Annotated in this window: 16 protein-coding genes and 2 pseudogenes; 17 read left to right on the top strand and 1 reads right to left on the bottom strand. The window is 68.6% G+C overall.

The features are described from left to right. Positions 1-136: 136 nt before the first annotated feature. The 10 genes and pseudogenes from ACH4S9_RS16205 to ACH4S9_RS16160 all read left to right on the top strand — a co-directional run bounded on the left by ACH4S9_RS16205 (position 137) and on the right by ACH4S9_RS16160 (position 12,250). Positions 137-1,471 (top strand): enolase C-terminal domain-like protein, encoded by a 1,335-nt coding sequence (locus tag ACH4S9_RS16205; RefSeq protein WP_398372369.1) that lies wholly within the window; start codon positions 137-139, stop codon positions 1,469-1,471. Next, a complete protein-coding gene (locus tag ACH4S9_RS16200) occupies positions 1,464-2,366 on the top strand; it encodes an amidohydrolase family protein (protein ID WP_398372367.1) in 903 nt (300 codons plus the stop codon). The genes ACH4S9_RS16205 and ACH4S9_RS16200 overlap by 8 nt, the downstream gene beginning before the upstream one ends. Beyond that, the gene (locus tag ACH4S9_RS16195) at positions 2,357-2,794 is read left to right on the top strand and encodes an RbsD/FucU domain-containing protein (protein ID WP_398372364.1); all 438 of its coding nucleotides are present in this window, start codon (positions 2,357-2,359) and stop codon (positions 2,792-2,794) included. Before ACH4S9_RS16200 ends, ACH4S9_RS16195 begins: the two co-directional genes overlap by 10 nt. Beyond that, on the top strand, positions 2,791-3,834 hold the full coding sequence (locus tag ACH4S9_RS16190; protein WP_398372362.1) for a zinc-binding dehydrogenase: 1,044 nt from the start codon (positions 2,791-2,793) through the stop codon (positions 3,832-3,834). The genes ACH4S9_RS16195 and ACH4S9_RS16190 overlap by 4 nt, the downstream gene beginning before the upstream one ends. Next, the gene (locus tag ACH4S9_RS16185; protein ID WP_385339856.1) at positions 3,831-4,592 is read left to right on the top strand and encodes an SDR family oxidoreductase; all 762 of its coding nucleotides are present in this window, start codon (positions 3,831-3,833) and stop codon (positions 4,590-4,592) included. Before ACH4S9_RS16190 ends, ACH4S9_RS16185 begins: the two co-directional genes overlap by 4 nt. After that, positions 4,577-4,924: pseudogene (locus ACH4S9_RS16180) on the top strand (hypothetical protein); the annotation flags it as partial. The gene ACH4S9_RS16185 and the pseudogene ACH4S9_RS16180, both read left to right, overlap by 16 nt. Before the next feature lie 420 nt (positions 4,925-5,344). Beyond that, a complete protein-coding gene (locus tag ACH4S9_RS16175; protein WP_398372359.1) occupies positions 5,345-6,391 on the top strand; it encodes a LacI family DNA-binding transcriptional regulator in 1,047 nt (348 codons plus the stop codon). 459 nt (positions 6,392-6,850) lie between these two features. Then, positions 6,851-8,953, top strand: a complete 2,103-nt coding sequence (locus ACH4S9_RS16170) for a non-reducing end alpha-L-arabinofuranosidase family hydrolase (protein ID WP_398372357.1) — start codon at positions 6,851-6,853, stop codon at positions 8,951-8,953. 154 nt (positions 8,954-9,107) lie between these two features. Further along, a complete protein-coding gene (locus ACH4S9_RS16165; RefSeq protein WP_398372354.1) occupies positions 9,108-10,754 on the top strand; it encodes a glycoside hydrolase family 27 protein in 1,647 nt (548 codons plus the stop codon). A 74-nt stretch (positions 10,755-10,828) separates the two neighbouring features. Then, positions 10,829-12,250: a glycoside hydrolase family 43 protein gene (locus tag ACH4S9_RS16160; RefSeq protein WP_398372352.1), complete on the top strand. Its 1,422-nt coding sequence runs from the start codon at positions 10,829-10,831 to the stop codon at positions 12,248-12,250. Positions 12,251-12,440: 190 nt separating this feature from the next. Here ACH4S9_RS16160 and ACH4S9_RS16155 read toward each other — a convergent pair whose 3' ends face one another. Then, entirely contained in the window at positions 12,441-13,238 is a 798-nt protein-coding gene (locus tag ACH4S9_RS16155; protein ID WP_361188701.1) for an FCD domain-containing protein, read from the bottom strand. A gap of 377 nt (positions 13,239-13,615) precedes the next feature. Here ACH4S9_RS16155 and ACH4S9_RS16150 point away from each other — a divergent pair, with 377 nt between their 5' ends. The 7 genes and pseudogenes from ACH4S9_RS16150 (at position 13,616) to ACH4S9_RS16120 (ending at position 23,291) form a co-directional block, all read left to right on the top strand. Next, entirely contained in the window at positions 13,616-14,980 is a 1,365-nt protein-coding gene (locus tag ACH4S9_RS16150; RefSeq protein ID WP_398372349.1) for an ABC transporter substrate-binding protein, read from the top strand. Next, positions 14,977-15,891: a carbohydrate ABC transporter permease gene (locus ACH4S9_RS16145; protein ID WP_398372347.1), complete on the top strand. Its 915-nt coding sequence runs from the start codon at positions 14,977-14,979 to the stop codon at positions 15,889-15,891. The genes ACH4S9_RS16150 and ACH4S9_RS16145 overlap by 4 nt, the downstream gene beginning before the upstream one ends. Continuing rightward, complete coding sequence (locus ACH4S9_RS16140) at positions 15,881-16,747, top strand: carbohydrate ABC transporter permease (RefSeq protein WP_385339870.1); 867 nt, start codon at positions 15,881-15,883, stop codon at positions 16,745-16,747. Before ACH4S9_RS16145 ends, ACH4S9_RS16140 begins: the two co-directional genes overlap by 11 nt. A gap of 73 nt (positions 16,748-16,820) precedes the next feature. Next, positions 16,821-18,815 carry a hypothetical protein gene (locus ACH4S9_RS16135; RefSeq protein ID WP_398372344.1) on the top strand — a complete coding sequence of 665 codons (1,995 nt, stop codon included), beginning with the start codon at positions 16,821-16,823 and terminating at the stop codon, positions 18,813-18,815. Positions 18,816-18,855: 40 nt separating this feature from the next. After that, on the top strand, positions 18,856-21,150 hold the full coding sequence (locus ACH4S9_RS16130) for a right-handed parallel beta-helix repeat-containing protein (protein WP_398372342.1): 2,295 nt from the start codon (positions 18,856-18,858) through the stop codon (positions 21,148-21,150). Positions 21,151-22,092: 942 nt separating this feature from the next. Beyond that, a pseudogene (locus tag ACH4S9_RS16125) lies at positions 22,093-22,233 on the top strand (non-reducing end alpha-L-arabinofuranosidase family hydrolase); the annotation flags it as partial. A 134-nt stretch (positions 22,234-22,367) separates the two neighbouring features. After that, entirely contained in the window at positions 22,368-23,291 is a 924-nt protein-coding gene (locus ACH4S9_RS16120; RefSeq protein WP_385339876.1) for an alpha/beta hydrolase family protein, read from the top strand. Positions 23,292-23,413: the final 122 nt, after the last annotated feature.

Below are 23,413 nucleotides of genomic sequence, written 5' to 3'. Positions count from 1 at the left end.
GTGGCAGCGGCTCCACCATCACGGGCGGCAGGGTCCAGGAGTGAATCAGGCGGCCGTCGCCGCCGAACACCGCCCGCCGCTCCCCCTCCGTCGCGGGGAGCCGGGTTTCCACCTGCTTCTCACAGGAGTCGCTGTCATGCCCTCTGCCGTGTCCCCTCCCTCGGCATCTGCCCGTATCACCGCCCTCGACGTCCTGGACGTGCGGTTCCCCACATCCGAGCATCTGGACGGGTCGGACGCGATGAACCCCGAACCCGACTACTCCGCCGCCTACGTCGTCCTGCGCACCGACGCCGGTGACGGGCTGGAGGGCCACGCCCTGGCCTTCACCACCGGACGCGGCAACGACGTGCAGGCCGCCGCCATCGCGGCCCTCGCCCCACACGTGGTCGGCCGGTCCGTGGCGGAGGTCTGCTCCGACCTGGGCGCGTTCTCCCGCTCCCTCGTGCACGATCCTCAACTCCGCTGGCTGGGACCCGAGAAGGGCGCCATCCACATGGCCACCGGCGCGGTGGTCAACGCCGCCTGGGACCTGGCGGCCAAGCGTGCGGGCAAGCCGGTGTGGCGCTTCCTCGGCGAGATGTCCCCCGAGGATCTGGTCGCGCAGGTCGACTTCCGCTGGCTCAGCGACGCGATCACCCCCGAGGAGGCCCTGGACATCCTGCGCCGCGCCGAACCCGGACGCGACGAGAGGATCGCCCGCCTGCTGGAACGCGGCTACCCGGCCTACACCACCACCCCCGGTTGGCTCGGCTACTCCGACGAGAAGCTGGCCCGCCTGGCCCGCGAGGCCGTCGCCGACGGCTTCTCCCAGATCAAGCTGAAGGTGGGCGGGTCCCTGGAGGACGACGTACGGCGCATGCGCACCGCCCGCGAGACGGTCGGCGACGGTGTCCGTATCGCCGTGGACGCCAACCAGAGATGGGATATCGCGCAGGCCATCGACTGGATGCGCGCTCTGGCGCCGTCCCAGCCGTACTGGATCGAGGAACCCACCTCCCCCGACGACATCCTCGGTCATGCCGCGGTCCGCAGGGCCGTCGGCCCCATCAAGGTCGCCACCGGCGAGCACATCGCCAACCGGGTCGTGTTCAAGCAGCTTCTCCAGGCCGGCGCGGTGGACATCGTGCAGATCGACGCGGCACGGGTCGGCGGGGTCAACGAGAACATCGCGATCCTGTTGCTCGCCGCGAAGTTCGGCGTACCGGTGTGCCCCCACGCCGGCGGCGTCGGTCTGTGCGAGATGGTGCAACACCTGTCGATGTTCGACTACATCGCCGTCTCCGGCGCCCTGGAGGACCGGGTCATCGAATACGTGGACCACCTCCACGAGCACTTCGTCGACCCGGTACGCATCGCCGACGGCCACTACCTGGCGCCGGAACTTCCCGGGCTGAGCGCGCAGATGCATCCCGAGTCGCTGAAGGAGTACGCGTACCCCGACGGCCCCGTCTGGACCGCCCGTGTCTGACGCCCTGGCCCTCGTCGATGCCCACCACCACGTGTGGAACCTGGACCTCCGGCCGCAGCCCTGGCTGGACGAGCCCGGGCACGAGCCGCTCCGCCGCAGCTTCAGCTCACGCGCCCTGCGATCGGCCGCGACCCGGCCGATCGCCGGACGGCGGCTTACGAGAACGGTGGTCGTCCAGTGCATCACGTCCGTACCCGAGACACGCGACCTCCTCGCTCTGGCCGACAGCGACCCGCTGGTCGGTGCCGTCGTCGGCTGGGCGGACCTGACGTTCCCGGCGATCGGCGACGTGCTCGACGAACTGCGCGCCCGGCCCGGAGGCGAGTACCTGCGGGCCCTGCGACACATCGTGCAGGACGAGTCCGATCCGGAGTGGCTACAGCGGCCCGCCGTCGAACGGGGCCTGCGGGCCGTGCAGGACAGCGGTCTCGGCTACGACGTGCTCATTCGCAGCCACCAGTTGCCCCAGGCGATCCGGCTCGCGGAAAGGCTGCCGGAGCTGCCCCTCGTCCTGGACCACGCGGGCAAGCCGCCTCTCGCACGGCGGGAACTGACCGACTGGGCCGAGCAGTTGCGCGGACTCGCCCGGCATCCCCAGGTCCGCTGCAAGGTGTCGGGGCTTGTCACGGAGGCCGACCACGAAAAGTGGACCGTCGACGACATCCGCCCGGTGTGGGATGTCCTGCTCTCCGCCTTCGGCTCCGACCGGCTGATGTTCGGTTCCGACTGGCCGGTCTGCGTCCTCGCCGGCGGCTGGAACCGCTGGGCCGCCACCGTCGAGGAACTCCTGGACGGCTGCTCGGCCACCGAGATCCACGCGGTGCTCGCCGGCACCGCGACCGCCTTCTACCACCTGACGACCGCCCCGTCGAAGGAGGGGACTCCGTGCTCCTGACGGAACTGCTGCACCCCGCAATCCTCGAATCCCTGGCCGGCTCGGGCCACGGCGCCCGCGTCCTGCTCGCCGACGGCCACTACCCCGCCAGTACGGCCACCGGGGAGTGGGCGCGGACCGTGCACCTCAATCTGCGGCCGGGCCTGCTGGACGTCACCACCGTGCTCGATGTCCTGCTGCGGGCGATCCCCGTCGAGTCGGCCCATGTCATGGTGGGGCCCGAGGGCGAACCGGAGCCGCCGGCCGTCGCCGAGTGCCGCTCCCGCCTGGCGCCCGCCCCGGTGGAGGCACTGGGCCGATTCGAGTTCTACGACGCCGCCCGCTCCCCCGACCTCGCGCTGACGATCGTCACCGCCGACATCCGTACCTACGCCAATCTGCTGCTGACCATCGGCGTCCGCGCTGAAGGGACCCTGACTCCACGATGACACTCGCAGTCCGCTACACGGCCGCCCGCACCCTGGACACGGGGCCGGCCGATACCCGCTCCCCCGGCCCCGGCGAGGTGGAACTGGCCCCCGCCTACGTCGGCATCTGCGGCACCGACCTGCATATCTTCCACGGAGACATGGACAGCCGGGTCGCCACCCCCGCGGTCCTCGGACACGAGATGTCCGGACGTGTCGTACGCGTCGGACCGGACGTGGAGGGCTGGCAGCCCGGTGACGCGGTGACCGTGATGCCGCTGCGCTGGGACGGCACCTGCCGCGCTTGCCTGACCGGCCACCAGCACATCTGCCAGAAACTCGACTTCATCGGCATCGACTCGCCCGGCGCGATGCAGCAGCGCTGGACAGTGCCCGCTTCGACACTCGTACGCCTGCCTGAGTCCGTCCCACTGGACCGGGCCGCGCTCGTCGAACCCACCGCCGTCGCCGTCCACGACGTCGGCCGGGCCGAAGTCCGTGGCGGGGAGCGGGTCGTCGTGGTCGGCGGAGGGCCGGTGGGCGTGCTCATCGCGCTGGTCGCGCGCGCCGAAGGAGCCGACGTTCGCGTCGTCGAGCCGAGCGCTCATCGGCGGCGGTTCGCCGCTGATTTGGGCCTGCTCGCCTGGGACCCGGCCGCCGGCGACGTGCCCGAGCTGGTGCGGCAGTGGACCGGCGACGCGGGTGCCGACGTCGCCTTCGAGGTCTCCGGGGCGGCAGGTGGCGTGGATACGGCGGTCGATGTCCTCGGGGTGCGCGGTCGGCTGTGCCTGGTGGCCATCCACCCCCGTCCCCGCGAGGTGAACCTACACCGCTTCTTCTGGCGCGAACTCACCCTCGTCGGGGCGCGGTTGTACGACCGCACCGACTTCGAGAGGGCGGTCGCCCTGGTGGCGGACGGCACGATTTCCGCGGAGCGGCTGATCAGCAAGATCGTGCCGCTCACCGAGGCACCTGCCGCGTTCGAGACGCTGGAGGCCGGTGGCGATGTGATGAAGATCCTCGTGGACTGCACCGACGAGACGGAGGCAGCGGCCGTATGAGCGCGTTCGACCTGACGGGCCGACTGGCTGTCGTCACAGGAGCCCGACGGGGCATCGGCCGGGCCATGGCCCGTGCTCTGGCCGAGGCCGGAGCAGACGTCATCGGCGTCAGCGCCAGTCTGGAGGAGTCCGGGAGCGAGGTGGAGAAGGATGTCCTCGCCACGGGACGCACCTTCGAGGCGATCCGCACGGACTTCGCCGACGCCGACGCCGTACGTGCTCTGGGCGCGGACCTCGCCGCACGGGCGCGTCCGGTGGACATCCTGGTCAACAACGCCGGCACCATCCGTCGCGCACCAGCGGCCGAACACACCGACACCGACTGGGACCTGGTGCTCCAGGTGAACCTCAACGCGCAGTTCGCCCTGAGCCGGGCGGTGGGCGCGGCGATGGTGGCCCGCGGCCAGGGGAAGATCATCTTCACCGCTTCGCTGCTCAGCTTCCAGGGCGGCATCACCGTCCCCGGCTACACCGCCGCCAAGCACGGCATCGCCGGCCTGACCAAGGCCCTGGCCAACGAGTGGGCACCGCACGGCGTCAACGTCAACGCTCTCGCCCCGGGCTACATCGCGACTGACAACACCCAGGCGCTGCAGGACGATCCGGTGCGCAGCAAGGCGATCCTGGACCGCATCCCTGCCGGGCGCTGGGGCACCGCCGACGACCTCGCGGGCGCCACCGTGTTCCTGGCCTCCGACGCGGCCGCCTATGTCCACGGCACCGTACTTCCGGTCGACGGCGGATGGCTGGGACGGTGACCCCCGATCCGGCTGTCACACCGGCCCAGGACGCGGCAGCGGCCATCGAGGCGGCCCGGGACAGCGGCATCCGGTACTTCGACACCGCGCCGCACTACGCGCTCGGCCTCTCCGAGCAGCGAGAGCGTACGGGTCTGGATCGCCTCGACGTCGTCTACGTGCACGCCCCCGACGCCCACTGACGGCAGGCCGCCGAGAAGCCCCGTCCACCCTTGCGGACCTGCGCGACCAGGGGGGTGATCGGCGCGATCGGCACCGGCATGAACCAGTCGGCCATGCTCGCCCGCTTCCTGCACGAGACTGCGGCCGATGTGGTGATGCCGGCCGGACGTACCCACGCCCCGGTGATCCTGCTGTTCACTCGGCTCCGGGGCTGAGCAGCCGCTGCCCTTGGGAGCCGTCGATCACGGGTTCACGGCGCCGGCCCTGGCGACCGTGGACCCGTTCAGGAGTGGTCGTCGGGGTACGGCAGCCCCAGGCGCGGCAGGAGTTCGGTTTCCATCCGTTCCCGACCACTTGTGTTAACGGTCACATCACCGCATGATTGTGGCGTCGGAATCCGAAGTGTCAAGAGTTCGCGCAGCATGGATTTCTCCGGGCTTCTTCCGCCGGGCCGGGCCCGGCGGCCGTGCAGATGATCGCTGAGGATGGACCCGCGCCCGCGTGACCGGTCACATGGCCGCACCGGCAAGGAGCAAGGAGCCAGCCATGCCGAGCGGCTACCGTCGCCTTCCCGGAGTGGGCACAGTGTGATGGGCACGGCCCCTGACGCCAGCGGCGCCCCCACCGTGACCATCCGCGATGTCGCGCGGGAAGCCGGCGTCTCCCACCAGACGGTCTCCCGCGTCATCAACGGCCACTCCGCCGTGGCGGATGCCACCCGTCACCGGGTCGAAGCGGCCATCGATTCGCTCGGATTCCGGCCCAACCACGCGGCCCGCGAACTCGCGGGCAAGGCAGCCCGCTCGCTGACCGTCCTCACCAGCGACACCAGCCTGTACGGGGCCGCCTCGACACTGCGCGGCATCGAAGAGGCCGCCCGAGCCGCCTCATTCGCGGTCGCGGTCAGTGTGCTGGACCGGCACGCCCATGCGGACCGGGCCGAGTTACGCGCCCGCCTCGCCCGGCCGGGCGAACCCGTCGTGGTCATCGCCTTCGACGCCCCCGGGGTGCATGCCCTGCGGCTGCTGCCCGCGGACACACCGGTGGTGGCCGCGGTAGAGCACCCCTCCGGCAGTGAGCCGGTTTCGTCTCGGCCGCAGGCCTGGCTGGACGACCGGCTCGCCGCCGCCCACGCCACCCGCCATCTGCTGGGCCTGGGCCACCGCACGGTGCACTACCTGGCGCTGCCTTCCTCGACCGCGGACGTGGCCCAGCGCACGCAGGGCTGGCTGGACGCGCTGCGCGCGGCCGGTGCCCCGGAACCGCCCGTGGCGGAAGGCGGCTGGACGCCGCGTACCGGCTACCTCGCCGCGCGGGAGCTGGTCGCGGACCGGACGGTGACCGCGGTGCTGTGCGGCAACGACGACGTGGCCGCCGGGGTGATGCGGGCGGCCCGCGAAGCCGGACGTCACATCCCCGACGACGTGAGCGTGGCCGGCTTCGACGACGTACCCGTCGCGGCCTTCCTCGCCCCAGCGCTGACTACGGTCCGACTCGACTTCGAGGGGCTCGGCCGCACCTGCTTCGGACTGCTGCACCGGCTGCTCGACCCCGCGGCCCCCGCTCCCGACCCCTGCGACGAGCCCGCCCTGATCGTCCGCGAGAGCACCGGCCCATGGCGCGGGACCGGCCAATAAGCGGCAGCGCGAGTGCCGTTCCGGCCACATGAGCCGAGTGCCGGACGCGCAAACAGCCTTCATCGGCCATCGACGGGCTGGTTGGCGCGAGGGGTGTTGACGTCCCACGGAGTCCGCCTATCATCCATGCTTGTCCGGCCTTCCGATTGTCGTTCGCCATACCGAACGACAATCCGGGTGGACAGGTTTGTGTCGGCCCCACAGACCACCGTTGACAGCCGTATCCCGGTGAGATTCCCCCCTACGTCACCGTGCCGGAGTTCGAGGACACGGGCGGCGACGTTCAAGGGAGCCATCCCCAGCCGACACAGGGAGTTTCCCCGTACCCGCACCCGACCGGCAGCCGCGGCCACCCGGTCGCCGGGGCCGTCAGCAGCCTTCCTCAACATGGGCATGACCGCACCACAGCCGTCATTGGGAGCGCTCCCAATGAGAACGCCTCGACCTCCAAGGAGAACCATGACTGTTGTGAAGCCACCCGGCCGATACCGAAACCTCGCGTTAGGTCTGCTGGCCGCCGGCGTGATGGCGGTGGCCGGGACCGCCGCGCCCGCGTCCGCCACTGCCACGGCCACTGACTCCGCCGCTGCCTCCGACTCCGTTCAGGCGTCCACCTTGGGTGCTCAGGCGGCCCAGTCCGGGCGGTACTTCGGGACCGCCGTGGCCGGCGGCAGACTCGGCGACGGCACGTACTCGACCATCCTGAACCGCGAGTTCAACATGGTCACCCCCGAGAACGAGATGAAGTGGGACACCACCGAGCGCTCCCGCGGATCGTTCAACTTCGGCCCGGCCGACCAGATCGTGAACCAGGCCACCTCGCGCGGACAGCGCGTACGCGGCCACACCCTGGTCTGGCACTCCCAGCTGCCAAGCTGGGTCAGCTCCATCGGCGACGCGAACACCCTGCGCAGCGTGATGAACAACCACATCAACGGCGTGATGGGCCACTACAAGGGCAAGGTCTACGCCTGGGACGTGGTGAACGAGGCGTTCGCCGACGGCGGCAGCGGAGCGCACCGCCCCTCGGTGTTCCAGAACCTGCTGGGCGACGGCTTCATCGAGGAGGCGTTCCGCACCGCGCGGGCGGCCGACGCGTCGGCCAAGCTCTGCTACAACGACTACAACATCGAGAACTGGACCGACGCCAAGACCCAGGGCGTCTACCGCATGGTGCGCGACTTCAAGGCGCGCGGTGTGCCCATCGACTGTGTCGGTTTCCAGGCCCACTTCGGCACCGGCGGCCCGCCGGCCAGTTTCCAGACCACCCTGTCGAACTTCGCCGCCCTCGGTGTGGACGTGCAGATCACCGAACTCGACATCGCGCAGGCGCCGACGACCGCGTACACGAACACGGTCAAGGCCTGCATGAACGTGGCGCGGTGCAACGGCATCACGGTGTGGGGCATCCGGGACACCGACTCCTGGCGCGCCGGGGAGAACCCCCTGCTCTTCGACGGCGGCGGCAACAAGAAACCCGCCTACAACTCGGCGCTCACCGCGCTGGGCGGCACCCCCGCAGTGAAGGCCGCGGCAAACACCGTGACGAAGGCCGCGGCAAAGACCCCCGCGAAGAGCCCGGCCTCCCCCGCCTCGTCGGCCGCCGCCCTGCCCGGCAGCTACGGCTGGAGCTCCAGCGGGGTCCTGATGTCCCCCAAGCCGGACTCCACCCACAACATCGCCGGGCTCAAGGACCCGACCGTGGTCTACTACAACGGCAAGTACCACGTGTTCGCCAGCGTCGCCAGCTCCTCCGGATACAGCCTGGTGTACCTGAACTTCACCGACTGGTCCCAGGCGGCCTCGGCCACCCACTACTACCTGGACCGCAGCGGAATCGGCACCGGATACCGGGCCGCACCCCAGGTCTTCTACTTCGCCCCCCAACGCACCTGGTACCTGGTCTACCAGACCGGCAACGCCTCCTACTCCACCAACACCGACATCAGCAACCCGAACGGGTGGAGCGCCCCGCGCAACTTCTACTCCTCGATGCCGGACATCATCAAACAGAACATCGGCAACGGCTACTGGGTCGACATGTGGGTGATCTGCGACAGCGCCAACTGCTACCTGTTCTCCTCCGACGACAACGGACACCTGTACCGCTCCCAGACCACCCTCGCCCAGTTCCCGAACGGGTTCACCAACACCGTCATCGCCGCCCAGGACTCCAACAAGTACGCCCTCTTCGAGGCGAGCAACGTGTACAAGGTGCAGGACAGCAACCAGTACCTGCTGATCGTCGAGGCCATCGGCTCGGACGGACGGCGCTACTTCCGCTCCTGGACCTCCAGCAGCATCGGCGGCTCCTGGACACCACTGGCCGCCTCCGAGAACAACCCGTTCGCCCGCGCCAGCAACACCACCTTCCCGGCGGGAGCCTGGACCAAGGACATCAGCCACGGAGAGCTGATCCGCGCCGGCTACGACCAGACCCTCACCATCAGTCCCTGCAAGATGCAGTACCTCTACCAGGGCATGAACCCCAACGCCGGCGGCGACTACAACACCCTCCCCTGGCGGCTCGGCCTGCTCACCCAGACCAACTCCTCCTGCTGACCGACCCGGAGACACCCGGTCTCGGCGCGGACATCAGCCCCCGGGACGCGCACCGCGCCGAGGTCCCTCCCGATCGACCCGGTCACTCCATCCAGCACACAGGCGGGTGCCGTCAGTGACGCCCCTGCGGCACCCCTCCGGGAAAGGAACCAAGGTGCCCACACGACCACGCGGACGACTGCTCCGCCTCCTTGTGGCCGCCGCTCTGACGGCCACCGCGTTCACCACCGCCTCGGTCCACTCGCCGGCTCAGGCCGCGCCGGGCAGTCCGGCGCTCACCCCGCCGCTCGGCTGGAACAGCTGGAACAGCTTCGGGTGCGGGGTCACCGAGGCACAGGTCCGCCAAGCCGCCGACGCGATGGTGTCCTCGGGCATGCGGGACGCCGGATACCGGTACGTGGTCGTCGACGACTGCTGGTTCGACCCGCAGCGCGACGCCGCGGGCAACCTGCGGGCCAACCCCACCAAGTTCCCCGGCGGGATGAAGGCACTCGGGGACTACATCCACCAGAAGGGCCTGAAGTTCGGCATCTATCAGGTGCCCAACGAGCGCACCTGCGCCCAGGGCACGGGCGGCTACCCGGGGTCCACCGGCAGCAAGGGGCACGAGACCCAGGACGCTCGCATGTTCGCTTCCTGGGGCGTGGACTACCTCAAGTACGACTGGTGCTCCTCCGCCGGCACCCGGGACGAGCAGGTCGCACGGTTCACGCTCATGCGCGATGCCCTGCGCGCGACCGGGCGCCCGATCGTCTACAGCATCAACCCGAACAGCTTCCACGCCATCACCGGCGACAGGTACAACTGGGGCGAGGTCGCCGATCTGTGGCGGACGACCGAGGATCTGCTCGACATCTGGCAGAACGGCAACACCAACAGCTATCCGATGGGCGTGGGCAACGTCCTGGACGTCACCGCGCCGCTGGCCGCGCAGTCGGGTCCGGGCCACTGGAACGACCCGGACATGCTCGTCGTCGGCCGACCCGGCCTGTCGCTGACCGAGTCCCGCTCCCACTTCGCCCTGTGGGCGCTGATGGCCGCGCCGCTCATGGCGGGCAACGACATCCGCACCATGTCGGCCGACGTGAGCGCGATCCTGCGCAACCCGCGCCTGTTGGCGGTGAACCAGGACCCCCTGGGCGCGGGCGGGCGCAGAGTGCGCGACGACGGAGACACCGAGGTGTTCGCCAAGCCCCTGTCCGACGGCTCGGTCGCCGTGGGCCTGTTCAACCGGGGCGGCGGCGCCGCGACTGTCACCACCACGGCGGCCCAGGCCGGTCTGTCCGGCGGGTCGTTCACCCTCACCGACCTGTGGACCGGGGGCACTTCGAGCACGACCGGCCAGATCTCGGCGAGCGTGCCCGCACACGGCGTCGCCGTGTTCCGGGTGACCGGGGGCACCCCGCTGGCCGCCGCCACGTCCCGGCTGCGCGGCAACGGGTCCGGCCGTTGCCTGGACGTGGAGAGCGCCTCCACCGCGGCCGGGGCAAGGACACTGATCCAGGACTGTCACACCGCCGCGAGCCAGCTGTGGACCACATGGGCCGACGGTGAGGTCCGCGTCTTCGGCGACAAGTGCCTGGACGCCTACGACCAGGGCACCACCAACGGTACCCGTGTCATCACCTGGCCCTGCAACGGGCAGGACAACCAGAAGTGGACCGTGAACTCCGACGGGTCGATCCGCAACGCGCACGCCGGCCTGTGCCTGGACGTCGACCAAGCCGGCACCGCGGGCGGAACCCCGCTCGTCCTGTGGACCTGCGACGGCCGGGCCGGCCAGAAATGGAGCCGTGCGTGAGGCCCGATCGCGGCGGTGTCCGCCCTGGCGGCCGTCCAACGTCACTCGTCGACCAGCCCTCCGTGGAGGCCACGATGCTCCCTGCCCGGCCCACCCCGACCCATGCGAGGCTCGGCCGAGCCGTGGCCTGGGTGGTAGCCCTCGTCCTGGCGTTCGCCGTCGTCCCCGCCGCGGTACAGCCCCCGGCGGCCAGGGCGGACAACCCGATCGTGCAGCACATCTACACCGCCGACCCTGCCCCACTGGTCCACAACGGCCGGGTCTACCTCTACACGGGGCACGACGAGGACGGCTCCACCAACTTCACCATGAAGGAGTGGCGGGTGTGGTCCTCCGACGACATGGTCAACTGGACCGACCACGGCTCGCCGCTCAACCTGGCCACCTTCAGCTGGGCGTCCTCCAACGCGTGGGCGGGGCAGACCACCTACCGCAACGGCAAGTTCTACTGGTACGTGCCGGTGACGAACCGGGCGACCGGCCGGATGGCCATCGGCGTGGCGGTGTCGGACAGCCCCACCGGGCCGTTCCGTGACGCCATCGGCCGCCCCCTGGTGGAGAACGGCGAGATCGACCCCACCGTCTTCGTCGACGACGATGGCCAGGCCTACCTGTACTGGGGCAACCCGAACCTCTGGTACGTCAGGCTGAACGCCGACATGACCTCGTACTCGGGGAGTCCGGCCAAAATCCCGCTCACCACCGCGGGCTTCGGTACCCGCGCCGGCGACCCCAACCGGCCCACGCTGTTCGAGGAAGCGCCCTGGGTCTACAAGCGAGGCGGCCTGTACTACATGGTGTTCGCGGCCAAGTGCTGCTCGGAGTTCATCGCCTACTCCACGGCGCCCGGCCCGACCGGACCGTGGACCTACCGAGGGACGGTCATGCCCACACAGGGCAGCAGCTTCACCAACCACCCGGGCGTCATCGACTTCAAGGGCAACTCGTACTTCTTCTACCACAATGGTGCCCTGCCGGGAGGCGGCGGCTACACCCGCTCGGTCGCCGTGGAGAAGTTCACCTACAACGCCGACGGCACGATCCCGACCATCACCATGACCAGCACGGGAGCGCCCCAGGTCGGCACGCTCAACCCGTACGTACGCCAGGAGGCCGAGACGATCGCCTGGGGCTCCGGGATCGAAACCGAGCCGTCGAGTGAGGGCGGGATGAACCTCGGATGGCTCGAGAACGGCGACTACGTCAAGGTCAAGGGCGTGGCCTTCGGCACCGGCGCGTCCTCCTTCACCACCCGCGTGGCCTCGGCGACCGGCGACGGCACCGTCGAAGTCCGAGTGGGCGGTCCGAACGGGACGGTCGCGGCCCGGTGCGCAGTACCGAACACGGGCGGCTGGCAAACCTGGACGACGGTGTCCTGCCCGGTCAGCGGGGCGACGGGAACCCAGGACCTGTATCTGCGGTTCACCGGCGGCAGCGGCTACCTGGCCAACGTGAACTGGTGGCAGTTCACCCCGGCCGCCAGTGACCGGTTCTGACCACAGCATCAGCGCACGTGGCGCAGCCGGATGGTGGGCGCCGGGCCGACCGCTTCGAACCGAACCTCGATGGGCCCGGGGGCGCCCGGGGCGGCTGGAGCGGTCTTCCGCCTGCCGCCCCGGGCACCGGCAGGCCGCGTGACAGGTGGCCGAGAAGACCGCGTGTCGCGGCGGGGTCCGATGGGGAACGCTATCCGAACAGGCGCCGCTGGATCTCCCGCCGGTAATCCTCGAGCGTCCTGTCGAGATGTGCCGCCGTGGCCTGGGCCGCCTCGTCGGGCCGGCCGTCACGAATGGCTCGGTAGATCGCCTCATGCTCCTCGACCGCCGACTCGGTGCCCTCGCCGAGCCTGTCGTGGATCCCGATCGCGCTCGACTGCCGCTGTAGTCGCCGTGCGTCCCGCACGGCGCTGACGAGGAAGGTGTTGTGCGAGGCCGCGGCGACGCCCGCGTGGAAGTCCTCATCCGCCTGGTTGAACACATCGACCTGACCGTGGACGAACCCGTCTCGGCACTGCTGCGTGGCGGCTTCGATGGTACGCAGCTCGGCGGGCGTGGCACGGGTGGCGGCCAGACTGCTGGCAGCCATCTCCTGAATCCTCCGGAACTCGAACAGCATGAGGACGTGATCAAGGTCGACGGGGCGGAAAAAGCCGCCCCAACGGCTGGTGAGGAGCATGCCCTCGTCGTCCGCGACGAACAGTCCGCGCCCCTTGTGCGCCCGGACCCGGCCAAGCGCCGAAAGGATCTTCACAGCCTCACGCACCACCGCCCTGCTGGTATTCAGCATCTGGGCCAGATCGTTCTCTGTGGGCAGCCGATCGCCCGCCACCAGACGGGCCTCGGCGATGAACTCGAGGATCCGCTCCGCGACGACTTCGTAACCGGGGCGATAGTCACGCCGCTGGCCCGAGCCGTTCACCGCTGCCGCCTCGGCGTAAGAGACCTGCGCAGGCAAGGCCGCTTCGGCTGCGGGCGTGTCGTTCATCTGTCGTGCCTCCGGGGTGACTGCGACGAGGGCCGCTGATCGCTGTGGAGCCGCGCTCATCGTACCGCAGGCAACAATGAGTCGTACTCATTCGGAGATGACTCCACGCCATAGACTTCTATGGCAATTCGGAAGATTCATGAATCTGTTGGGCATAGTTCGGCCTCAACTTTGCGCCATCATCCATAAATCATCGAGAAGACAGCCACACACACCCTTGACGGATGCCTCGATAAGGCGGCTAATTTCTTCCGAGACGGCAGCGGCACAGCCGTCCGCGCTACCCGACGCCCGGCCGGGACGGTCCGGCGTCACCTCATCCGCGCCGCTGCTCTGCCGATCTGCTCGGGCCGCCTGCTAACCCAGGAGAGTCGCATATGACCGTCAACAAGCCTTCGCTCAGCCAGGTAAGGGTGGTCAGCAACAGACGTTCGGCATGGTTGGCCGGCTGCGCGGCCACCGTGGTGCTGACCGCGGCCGGCTGTGGCGGCGGAGGCGCTGCCGGTACGACCACCAAGGACGGCTTCGCCCAGGTACCCCAGAAGGACGGCGCATTGACCGTCTGGGTGGACGCGACCCGTCTGGACTCCGCGAAGCTGTACCAGAAGCTGCACCCGGACGTGAAGCTGGACATCGTCACCTACGACGGCAACGCCAACGGCTCGAACTACCTTCAGACCAAGGTCCAGCTCTTCAACCGCACCCGCAAGGGCTGGCCGGACGTGGTCTTCAGCTCTCAGAACAACGAGGTGACCTGGGCAGTCGACGCGGGCTTCGCGGCGCCGCTCAACAAGGGCCTGATCCCCCCTGCGACCCTGGGGCGGTTCGCCGAGGGCGCCAACGACGTCTGCACGGTGAGCGGCACCGTGTATTGCCTGCGCAATGACCTCTCCCAGGCGGTGCTCTGGTACAACGCGCCACTGCTGAAGAGGTTCGGCTACCAGGTTCCGACGACTTGGGAGGAGTACGAGCAGCTCGGCAAGAAGGTGGCAGAGGAACACCCCGGCTATCTCGTGGGTGACGCGGGCGACTCCTTCGCCCCCGAGATCTACCTGTGGGCGAGCAAGTGCGGCGCCAACCACATCACCGGCCCGAAGTCGGTTTCGGTGAACACCACCAGCGAGGCCTGTACCAAGATGGCCAGGCTCATGGACGTGCTGATCAAGAACAAGTCCCTGTCCATCAGTGGGGTCTTCAGCACCGACTTCGGCAAGAACAAGGCCGACAAGGTCCTGCTCATGCCCGGCCCCGCCTGGTTCGGCGGCGCGGTGTTCAAGGACACCCTCAAGACCCCGGCCAAGCACATCGCGGCAGCGCCCATTCCCCAGTGGCAGGGGGACACCTCGCCGTCCACCGGCAACGTCGGCGGCGGCACCTGGCTGCTGTCCCGGCACTCCGCTCACATCAAGGCCGCCACCGACTTCCTGAAGTGGGTCACCACCGACAACGCCTACCAGGGCGAGAAGGCGCCTGGTTTCCCGGCCTACGCACCCGCAGCCGAGACCTGGCTGAAGGAGCAGGACGCCTCCGGATACTTCGCCGGCGACCTGAGCGCGCTCAAGGACGCGGCCTCCCAGGTCTGGCCGGGCTGGGGCTCGGGCCAGTTCAGCCAGGAGGCGATCTGGGCGGCCACCGTCAAACCCGCCCTGACCCAGGGCAAGACCGTCGAGTCGATGCTGCCCGCCTGGCAGGACTCCGTCGTCAAGTACGCCAAGGCCAACGGATACAAGGTCGCCCAGTGACCCTCGCCCACTCCACGGCCGGCCCCGCCCACCGGCGCCGTCGCGGCGCCGCCCGCCAGAGCCGGGCCGGCACCGCCTTCGTCGCCGGCTATGTGCTCCTGCTGATCGCCTTCGGCATCCTTCCGACCGGGTACGCCGTCTACTTCGCCTTCACCGAAGCCGGGGGAAGGTTTACCGGCTTCTCCAACTTCGTCACCACGGCGCACGACTTCCGCTTCCTGGACGCCGTGAACCACGTCGCGGTCTACCTCATCTTCTGGCTTGCCTCGCTGGTGGTGTTCGTGGTGGGTCTGGCGCTGCTGCTGCACCGCCTGGCCTCCGGGACCGTCAGCAAGGCACTGCGCTTCCTCTTCTACATCCCCGGAGCGCTCGCCGGCGCCGCGAGCGTGCTGGTGTGGCTGTTCGTGCTCGACCCCACGGTGAGCCCGGTCAGTTCGCTCCTGAGCATGCTGGGGTTCCACACCTTCGGAGAAGTCATCGCTCCCGGCAACCTGCCGTTGCTGTTCACGGTCATCGCGTTCTGGACCGGCGCGGGCGGCTGGATCGTCGTCATGTACGGCGCGCTCAACAACATCCCCAAGGACGTCATGGAAGCGGCGCGCATCGACGGCGCCGGCGCCTGGCAGACCGCCTGGCACGTGCAGATCCCCATGCTCCGCAAGTGGATCGTGTACATGATGATCCTGGCCTTCGCGGGCGGGGCGCAGCTCTTCGTCGAGCCGCAGTTGCTCTCCCTCGCCAGCGTGGGTGTGGCCGGACGCGACTACTCGCTCAACCAGCTGACGTTCGACTTCGCCTTCCAGATGAACAACATCAACGGCGCCGCCGCGGTCTCGGTGGAGCTCCTGGTCGTCAGCGCCTCTGCCGCCGCGATCTTCGTCGCACGGTCGGGATTCTTCGATGCCGACTAAAAGCCCCTCCCGGCTGCTGACCGGCTCCGTGCTGGCCGTGTTCGTGGTGTTCTTCGTGCTGCCGGTGCTGTGGCTCGTCCTCGCGGCGACCAAGACCGACCAGCAACTGGTCCACGACAACCCGCTCTCCTTCGGCTCCTGGCAGGCGCTGAAGGCCAACTGGGACGCGCTCACGGCGTTCCAGGACAACGCCATCATGCAGTGGCTGGGCAACTCCGCTCTCTACGCGGCGATTTCCCTGGTCATCACGCTCTGTGTGGCCGTACCGGCGGGCTACGCGCTGGCCATGACCGAGTTCCGCGGCCGACGGACCCTGCTGGTCTCGACCCTGGTCGTGATGCTCATGCCGAACGCCACGCTGGTGGTGCCGTTGTTCCTGGAGATCAATGCGGTGCACCTGATCGGCACGATGTGGTCGATCATCCTGCCGTACTCGTTCTACCCGTTCGGGGTGTACCTGACGTACATCTACTTCACCACCGCCGTGCCGAAGGACCTGCTGGCAGCGGCACGCATGGACGGCTGCTCGGAATTCGGCGTCTTCCGGCACGTCGCGCTGCCGCTGGCGACTCCGGTCATCGCGCTCGTTGGTTTCTTCAGCTTCGTCGCCAACTGGACCAACTACTTCCTGCCGTACGTCATGCTTCCCGAGAGCAGCCAGATGCCGGTCCAGGTGGGCGTCGGAACCCTGCTCAGCAACGTGCCGTCCTTCAATCCGGCCGTCGGCACCCTCGCGATCCAGCGTCCGCAGCTGGCGCTGGCGACACTGCTGGCCATCACGCCCGTGCTGATCGTCTTCCTCTTCGCCCAGCGCTTCCTGGTCGGCGGGATGCTCGCCGGCGCCACCAAGGAATGACACCTGCCTCGTCCGCCCGGCCGTCGTCCCCGGCGTGCGCGATCGCGCCGCCACCCCGAACGGAGCTCCTTCCATGCCCCTCAGCTCTGCTGACCACTCCTCGGCCGAGGACGCCCCGCCCTCCGGCCCCCCGGTTCCGCCACCCGAGATCCGGGCAGGGCTGCCGCTGCTCGAACCACCTGGCTGGGCCGTGGCCCAGCGGGCCCTGTTCGACCTGCTGGACCACGCCTGGCGGCGCTTCGCCCGCGACTTCACCGGCCCGGACGGACGGCTGAACTACACCGGCCGACTGACCACCCGTGACGGTGTGGACGACTTCTACGAGGTGTTCTTCAACTGGCCCCAGCTGTATCTCCTCGGTGGTGCCGACGATCTGCTGCCGGCCAGTGAGAAGCACTGGGAAGGCGTGACCCGGCAGCTCACCGAACTGGACATGCTGCGCGACGAGTTCGAACGCGGCTACGACTGGTTCCACCAGGGCGAGAGCCTGCTCCTGCTCTACTTCCTGTGCATGGCCGCCCCCGACCGCTGGTCCGAACGCGCCCTGCGCTTCGCCGATTTGTACGTCGACCCCGTCAAGGGCAACTACGACCCCGAGCACCGTGTCATCACCCATCCGCACAACGGCAGCGACCCCGACCGCAGGGGCCTGTTCGACGGCGACGTCTATCCCTGGCTGCCCAAGGAAGCGCAGACGTACGGATTCCCGCTCGACTGGATCCCCGAGGCGGACGGCGGCCCGTACCCGCTCTCCTCGGACCCTCGGCTCGGAGCCCGGATGCGCGACCGGATGGGCGTCGGCGACACCGCCGTCAACCTCGCGGCGGCCGGTCTGGTGCTCAACGCCTGGATCCTCTCTGGCGAGGACCGCTACCGCGACTGGATCGTCGAGTACGTGGGGGCGTGGCGAGAGCGCACCCAGGCACACAACGGTCTCATTCCGGACAACGCGGGGCCGGACGGGGTCGTCGGCAGCCTGCTGGAAGGCCGCTGGTACGGCGGCCACTACGGCTGGTCCTGGCCGCACGGCTGGCACAGCGTGGGCCACGCGGCCTGTGTGGCAGCGCTCGCGGCGGCGACGGTCACCAGGGACGACGGCTACCTCGCCATGGTCGCGACCTCACTCGACACCCTCATCGGCCACGGCAGGGTGATGCCCTTCACCGACTCGGACTCCAGTCTCCCCTCCAAGTGGGTGGCCGAACTCGGCCCGGACATCCACACGCCCACCCTCCACCTTCCGTTCCGCCACAACGACTCGGGCTGGTTCGACTACAACCCGGTCACCCCGCCCGTACCGGTGGCGCTGTGGCACCACACGGCCTCCGCCGCCGACCGCACCCGGCTGGAGCGGTTGCGCGAAGCCGACGGCCTCGACTGGCGCACCGTCCGGCCGTTCCGGGCCAAGGAGGAGTCCGGACACGAGAAGGCGTGGTTCGCCTTCCTCGCCGGTGACGACCCCGGCTATCCCGAGCGCATCCTCGCCGCCGCCCAGGCCCAGGTCCGCCACCGGCTGCGCCGCATCGACCGCTACCGCGACCTGGACGTGCCCGAGGCCGACATCCACGTGTGGCAGCAGAGCAACCCCGTGGTCACCGAAGCCCTCGTCCAGCTGACCTGGGGCGGGCCCCAGGTGCTGTACAACGGCGGCCTCCAGCAGGCCCGGCTGCGCTACCACGACGCCGACGCCCGCCGCGCCGGACTGCCGCCGGATGTGGCCGCGCTGGTCACCTCCATCGACCCCGAGGCGACGACGGTCGAACTGGTGAACCTTTCCGCCGAGGCAGACCGCACGGTGATCGTTCAGGCCGGCGCCTTCGCCGAGCACACCATCACCGCCGTCCGTTACACAGCCTGCGAGGACGACGGCTGGATCGGGGACATGTACGACTACGGCCACACCGAGCCGGCCGCCACCGAGACGGAGGAGTCCTGCGACAGCGTCTTCCTGACGGTCCGGCTGCCCGCGTCCACCCGTATTCGGCTCACCCTCCGCCTCCAGCTGCGCACCAACGCCCCGAGCTACCGCACACCGTTCGACACCCCGGCCCAGGGAGCCGCCGCATGAACGCCTGCCCCACCGCCCGAACCAGCACGAGGAGCAGCCGATGAAGCCAGTCACCTCCACCGTCCGCACGTTGTCGGCAGCGCTTGCGATGACGGTCGCCGCTGTGCCGCTGACATCCCTCACGGCACCGACCCCGGCCTCGGCCGCGACTCAGGCGACGTACTACGTCGCCCCCGACGGTGACGACGCCAACCCCGGCACGATCACGGCGCCGTTCAAGACCCTGCGGCACGCGCGGGACGTCGTGCGCACCGTCAACAACAACATGAACGGAGACATCCACGTATATCTCCGCGGCGGAAACTACCCGGTGAGCAGCACGATCGACTTCACACCGGCCGATTCCGGAACCAACGGCCACCGTGTCGTGTACGCCGCCTACCGGGGCGAGAAGCCGGTCCTGAACGGAGGCGTTCAGGTGACCGGCTGGACTCGGCACAGCGGGAACATCTGGCAGGCTCGGCTGAACCGCGACGACAAGCTCCGCGCGCTCTACGTCAACGGCAAGCGGGCCCAGATGGCTTCGAAGACGATCAGCTCGGCGGGATGCCACGGTACCTACACCATCACGGCCGGCCAGGCTCCCTGGGCCTGGGAGTCCGGTTCGCAGTGCGACGGAGCCAAGTACAGCCTCGCGGATCTGCCTGCGGTCGCCCTCAACCAGGACGACGTCGAAATCAAGTCCGCGACGACCTGGACCACGGCCATCGTGGGAGTCCGTGAGATCACCACGAGCTCGGACGGCGCCCATCGCGTGGCTCTCTTCCAGCAGCCGGGCGCGGCCATCGCCCAGGGCCCGCCGAACGGGCATTTCAAAGCCGACGGTACCCACACCTTCATGAACGCGTACGAGTTCCTGGACCAGCCGGGCGAGTTCTACTTCGACAAGACGAATCACCGGCTGTACTACTACAAGTCCGACCCCGAGGACATGACGACCGCACAGGTCTTCGCGCCGAACAAGCTGTCCACCCTGATCAGGATCGCGGGAACGTCCACGACCGACCACGTTCGGAACATCACCTTCTCCGGACTCACCGTCGAGCACTCCGACTGGAACCTGGTCGAAGTGGCGGGCTCCGTGTTCAGACAGGGCCAGCAGGGAAACGCGAGCTCACTCGTGTACGCGAAGGAGAACTTCCACGCCTACTCCTACCGCAACGTCGACCTGCCGCCGGGGATCATACAGATCGAGAACGCCGACGGGATCATCCTGCGGCGCAACACGGTGCAGCACACCGGCGCTGACGGAATCAACATGGTCAACGACGTGACGGACACGCAGTTGATCGGCAACTACACCAATGACATCGCCGGATCCGCCGTCACCGTCGGGCATCCCCAGCATGTGTACATCGGGGACCACACCTCGTCAAACGGCGAGAAGTACCCGGCAAACGTCGAGGGAGTCTGCAAGAACATCTCGATAACGGACAACTACCTCTACGACAGTGCGGTGCTGTTCCAGGGGTCCAGCGCCGTATCGGCCTACTTCGCCGATTCCCTGTCCGTGCGGCACAACCAGATCGAGAAGACCCCCTGGGCGGGCATCACACTCGGCTGGGGATGGTGGAACTTCGACGGTTCGGCGAACTCGGTCCGCCCCGGCGTGCCGACCACCACGGCGAAGAACAACACCATCAGCCACAACCAGATCATCGACACGATGCAGGTGCTCGGCGACTCCGCTCCCATCTACACGTTGGGCAGCCAGCCGGGAACCGAGATCGACAACAACTATATCCAGGGCGTTCCGGCCGGCCACAAGTACGGACTCCACCCCGATGAAGGCTCCGCCTACATCAATTACCGCGACAACGTGCTCCACCTGGACCCGAATGTCAACTACGCCATCAACTCCGGCACGTGGGGCCGACAGCACGACCTGAGCATCACCAACACCTACGGCACGATCAACAAGATCGCCGACAAGAACGTCCCGAACAGCACCATCGAGGACGTGCGCGCGTACGCGGACAACGTGTGGCCGTCACAGGCGTACAGCATCGCCGTGAACGCAGGCCTGGAGAACACCTACAAGGACATCGTCCCCCGGGGCAGACTGGCCCTGCCGGACTACGTTCTGCCGGCCAGCACGTTCGTCGGCAAGGGTGTGTCGTCCATTCCCGTCCGAAGCGCCGGTGACGGGAGCAGAACTCTCTGGCTGGCTCCTTCCGGTACGACGACGTTCGCCGTCGGCCCCACCATGACCAAGGCGAGGGGAACCGCGACGACCATCAAGGTTCCGCCAGCGGTCGGTGACTATCACCTCTACGTCCTGGACGCGCAGGGTCAGGCATCCACCGAGTCGAAATCGCTCGTACGGCAGCGATGAACTCACGTCGACGGCGCCGGCGGCGGGAGCCGGCGCCGTCCCGCGGCCGTCCCCGACGGGCGACAGCGGCAACGATTCCAGGACCGCGTCTCCCTGGCGGAACCGCAGAAAGGTGGGGTTGGTCGACAGGCCGCCCCTCTCCTGTGGAAATCAAGGTGTTCGACATCTCGAACTAAGGCCGAACTATCGGACAACGATGGATGGTAGAGCAGCGCTGAAGAGTGTCAATACCGCGCACCGGACTCGCGTAGCAATCGCGACGAAACCGCCGACCGGAGTTGCTCCCGCAGGGCGTGCTCGTCAACGTGATGTGATGTTTGACCTCCTCTACCGCCGCCACACCGCAGGATTTCGTCCCGAATGGCACGGCAACCCCCTGCATCATTCGACGTCAAGCCTCTTGACAGGCTCCAAGGTCCCATGGGACCCCTAGAGAGGTCATGGGATGTATCGGCGCCACTTGCCGCCCCCCGTTTTTGCGCTCCCCGCCCGTACATGCCGTCGGAAGGTCATGTCATGACGACCAACAGGCGCGTCTTCCCGGCCGGCCACGCCTCGCCGACCGCGCGATATTTCGTCCACGCCTGAATATCGAGTACCCCCCGCAGATCGCCCACGACAGCACCCGCGCCATCCGTACCGGTAAGGCCCCCCACGCGTTGCCGCCATGCTGGTTTCCGAGGACACACGCGACATTTGTGTGACGGGCCTCCGGCCGACCCCATGGAGCTTTCATGCATCCAGGACGCCGACCGCGCTCGCGATACGTTCGCGCTGCCGTAACTCTGCTGCTAAGGCTGGCGATGGCGCTGTTCGCCTCCCCTTCCGGAGCCACCATCGCTTCCGGAGGCACCCCCGCATCGCGGACCCCCGTTCAAGGAGCCGTCAGTGGTGTACGCGAACGGCAAGTGGCACGTCTTCATGACGACCGCGAACAAATGGGGCGGCCTCAACGGCCAGTGGCAGCCACTCGCGGCCGGCGAATCCAATCCCTTCGCCCGTGCCAACAACGTGGGCTTCCCTTCCGGCGCCTGGACCAAGGACATCAGCCACGGAGAACTGATCCGCACCGGCAATGAGCGTCCCGGCCCCTCTTTCATGGGGCCGGGGACCGAGCTGACGGCCCGGCCCCATGAAAACAACACCGCGGGACCCACCACGCTGATGCACCGCGTCTGTGCGGCCCGCCTCACCCCCACACCAACAAGGAGTCATCAATGTCAGTGCGACGGCGTACCTTACTGGGCCTCGGCGCGGCAGCGGCGACGGGCGTTGGCATGTCCCTGCTCGGCAGCAGCGCGGCCGCCGGCACCCTGCTGGCACCCCGGATGTCCTCACCGCGGCAGGCGCCCACCGCGCAGTTCGCCATCGGTGTGCGCCAGTTCAACTGGTCCCGCGGCAACCGCCAACTGACCACGAAGATCTACTACCCGGCCGCCGGCACCCCGGGCGGCAACCCCATCCCGAACGCCCCCATCGCAGGCGGCGTCTTCCCCATCGCCGAATGGAGCCACGGCATGGGGTGCAACTCCGACTGCTATTCCTCGCAGACCCACGACCTGGCTTCCGCGGGCTTCATCTGCCCCGCTCCCTCGTTCTCCGACAACACCAACATCGGCAGCGTCTACAACGGCAACTGGTCGAAGGACGTCTCCGAGGTCCTCACCCGGACACTGGCGCTGAACAACACCGCGGGCGACCCGTTCGCCGGGCACATCGACACCCGAGCCGGAGTCGGGGTATCCGGCCACTCGATGGGCGGTATGACCACCCACGGCCTGCTCACCGCCTGGCCGGACAACCGCATCGTCGCCGCCGTCCCGGTCGCCTGCGTGGACATGGGCAACCCGGCAGGCCTGGCCGCCAAGGTGCTGTTCATCCACGGCAGCAACGACGGGACCTGCGACATCAACTCGGCGCGGCAGGCGTACAACGAACTCCGCGCGCCGAAGGCGTTCCTCACTCACGTCGGGGCGGACCACGGCCAGTACCTGGTCCCGGACTACCGGTACTACGCCCAGACGAAGAACACCTTCCTGGACTGGTTCCGCTGGAGCCTGTACGGCGACACCGCCGCTCGCGACCGCCTGCAAAGCGATGCCACCAGCAACGGCACCTCCTGGCAAGCGGCCCTCACCTAGGCGATTTCGCCTTGGACCAGCCATTCGTCGGTCCGGGGGTGCGGTTGCTCCCGGACCGGAGGCCGAAGCGGGCGGCCGGCGGCGGGACCACCGGCAGATGAGCCATGCTGATGGCCCAGGCC

This window comes from Streptomyces sp. NPDC021225 (genome assembly GCF_044332865.1).
In the GTDB taxonomy this organism is placed as follows: Bacteria; Actinomycetota; Actinomycetes; order Streptomycetales; family Streptomycetaceae; genus Streptomyces.
This window is presented reverse-complemented; position numbering and strand designations above follow the sequence as displayed.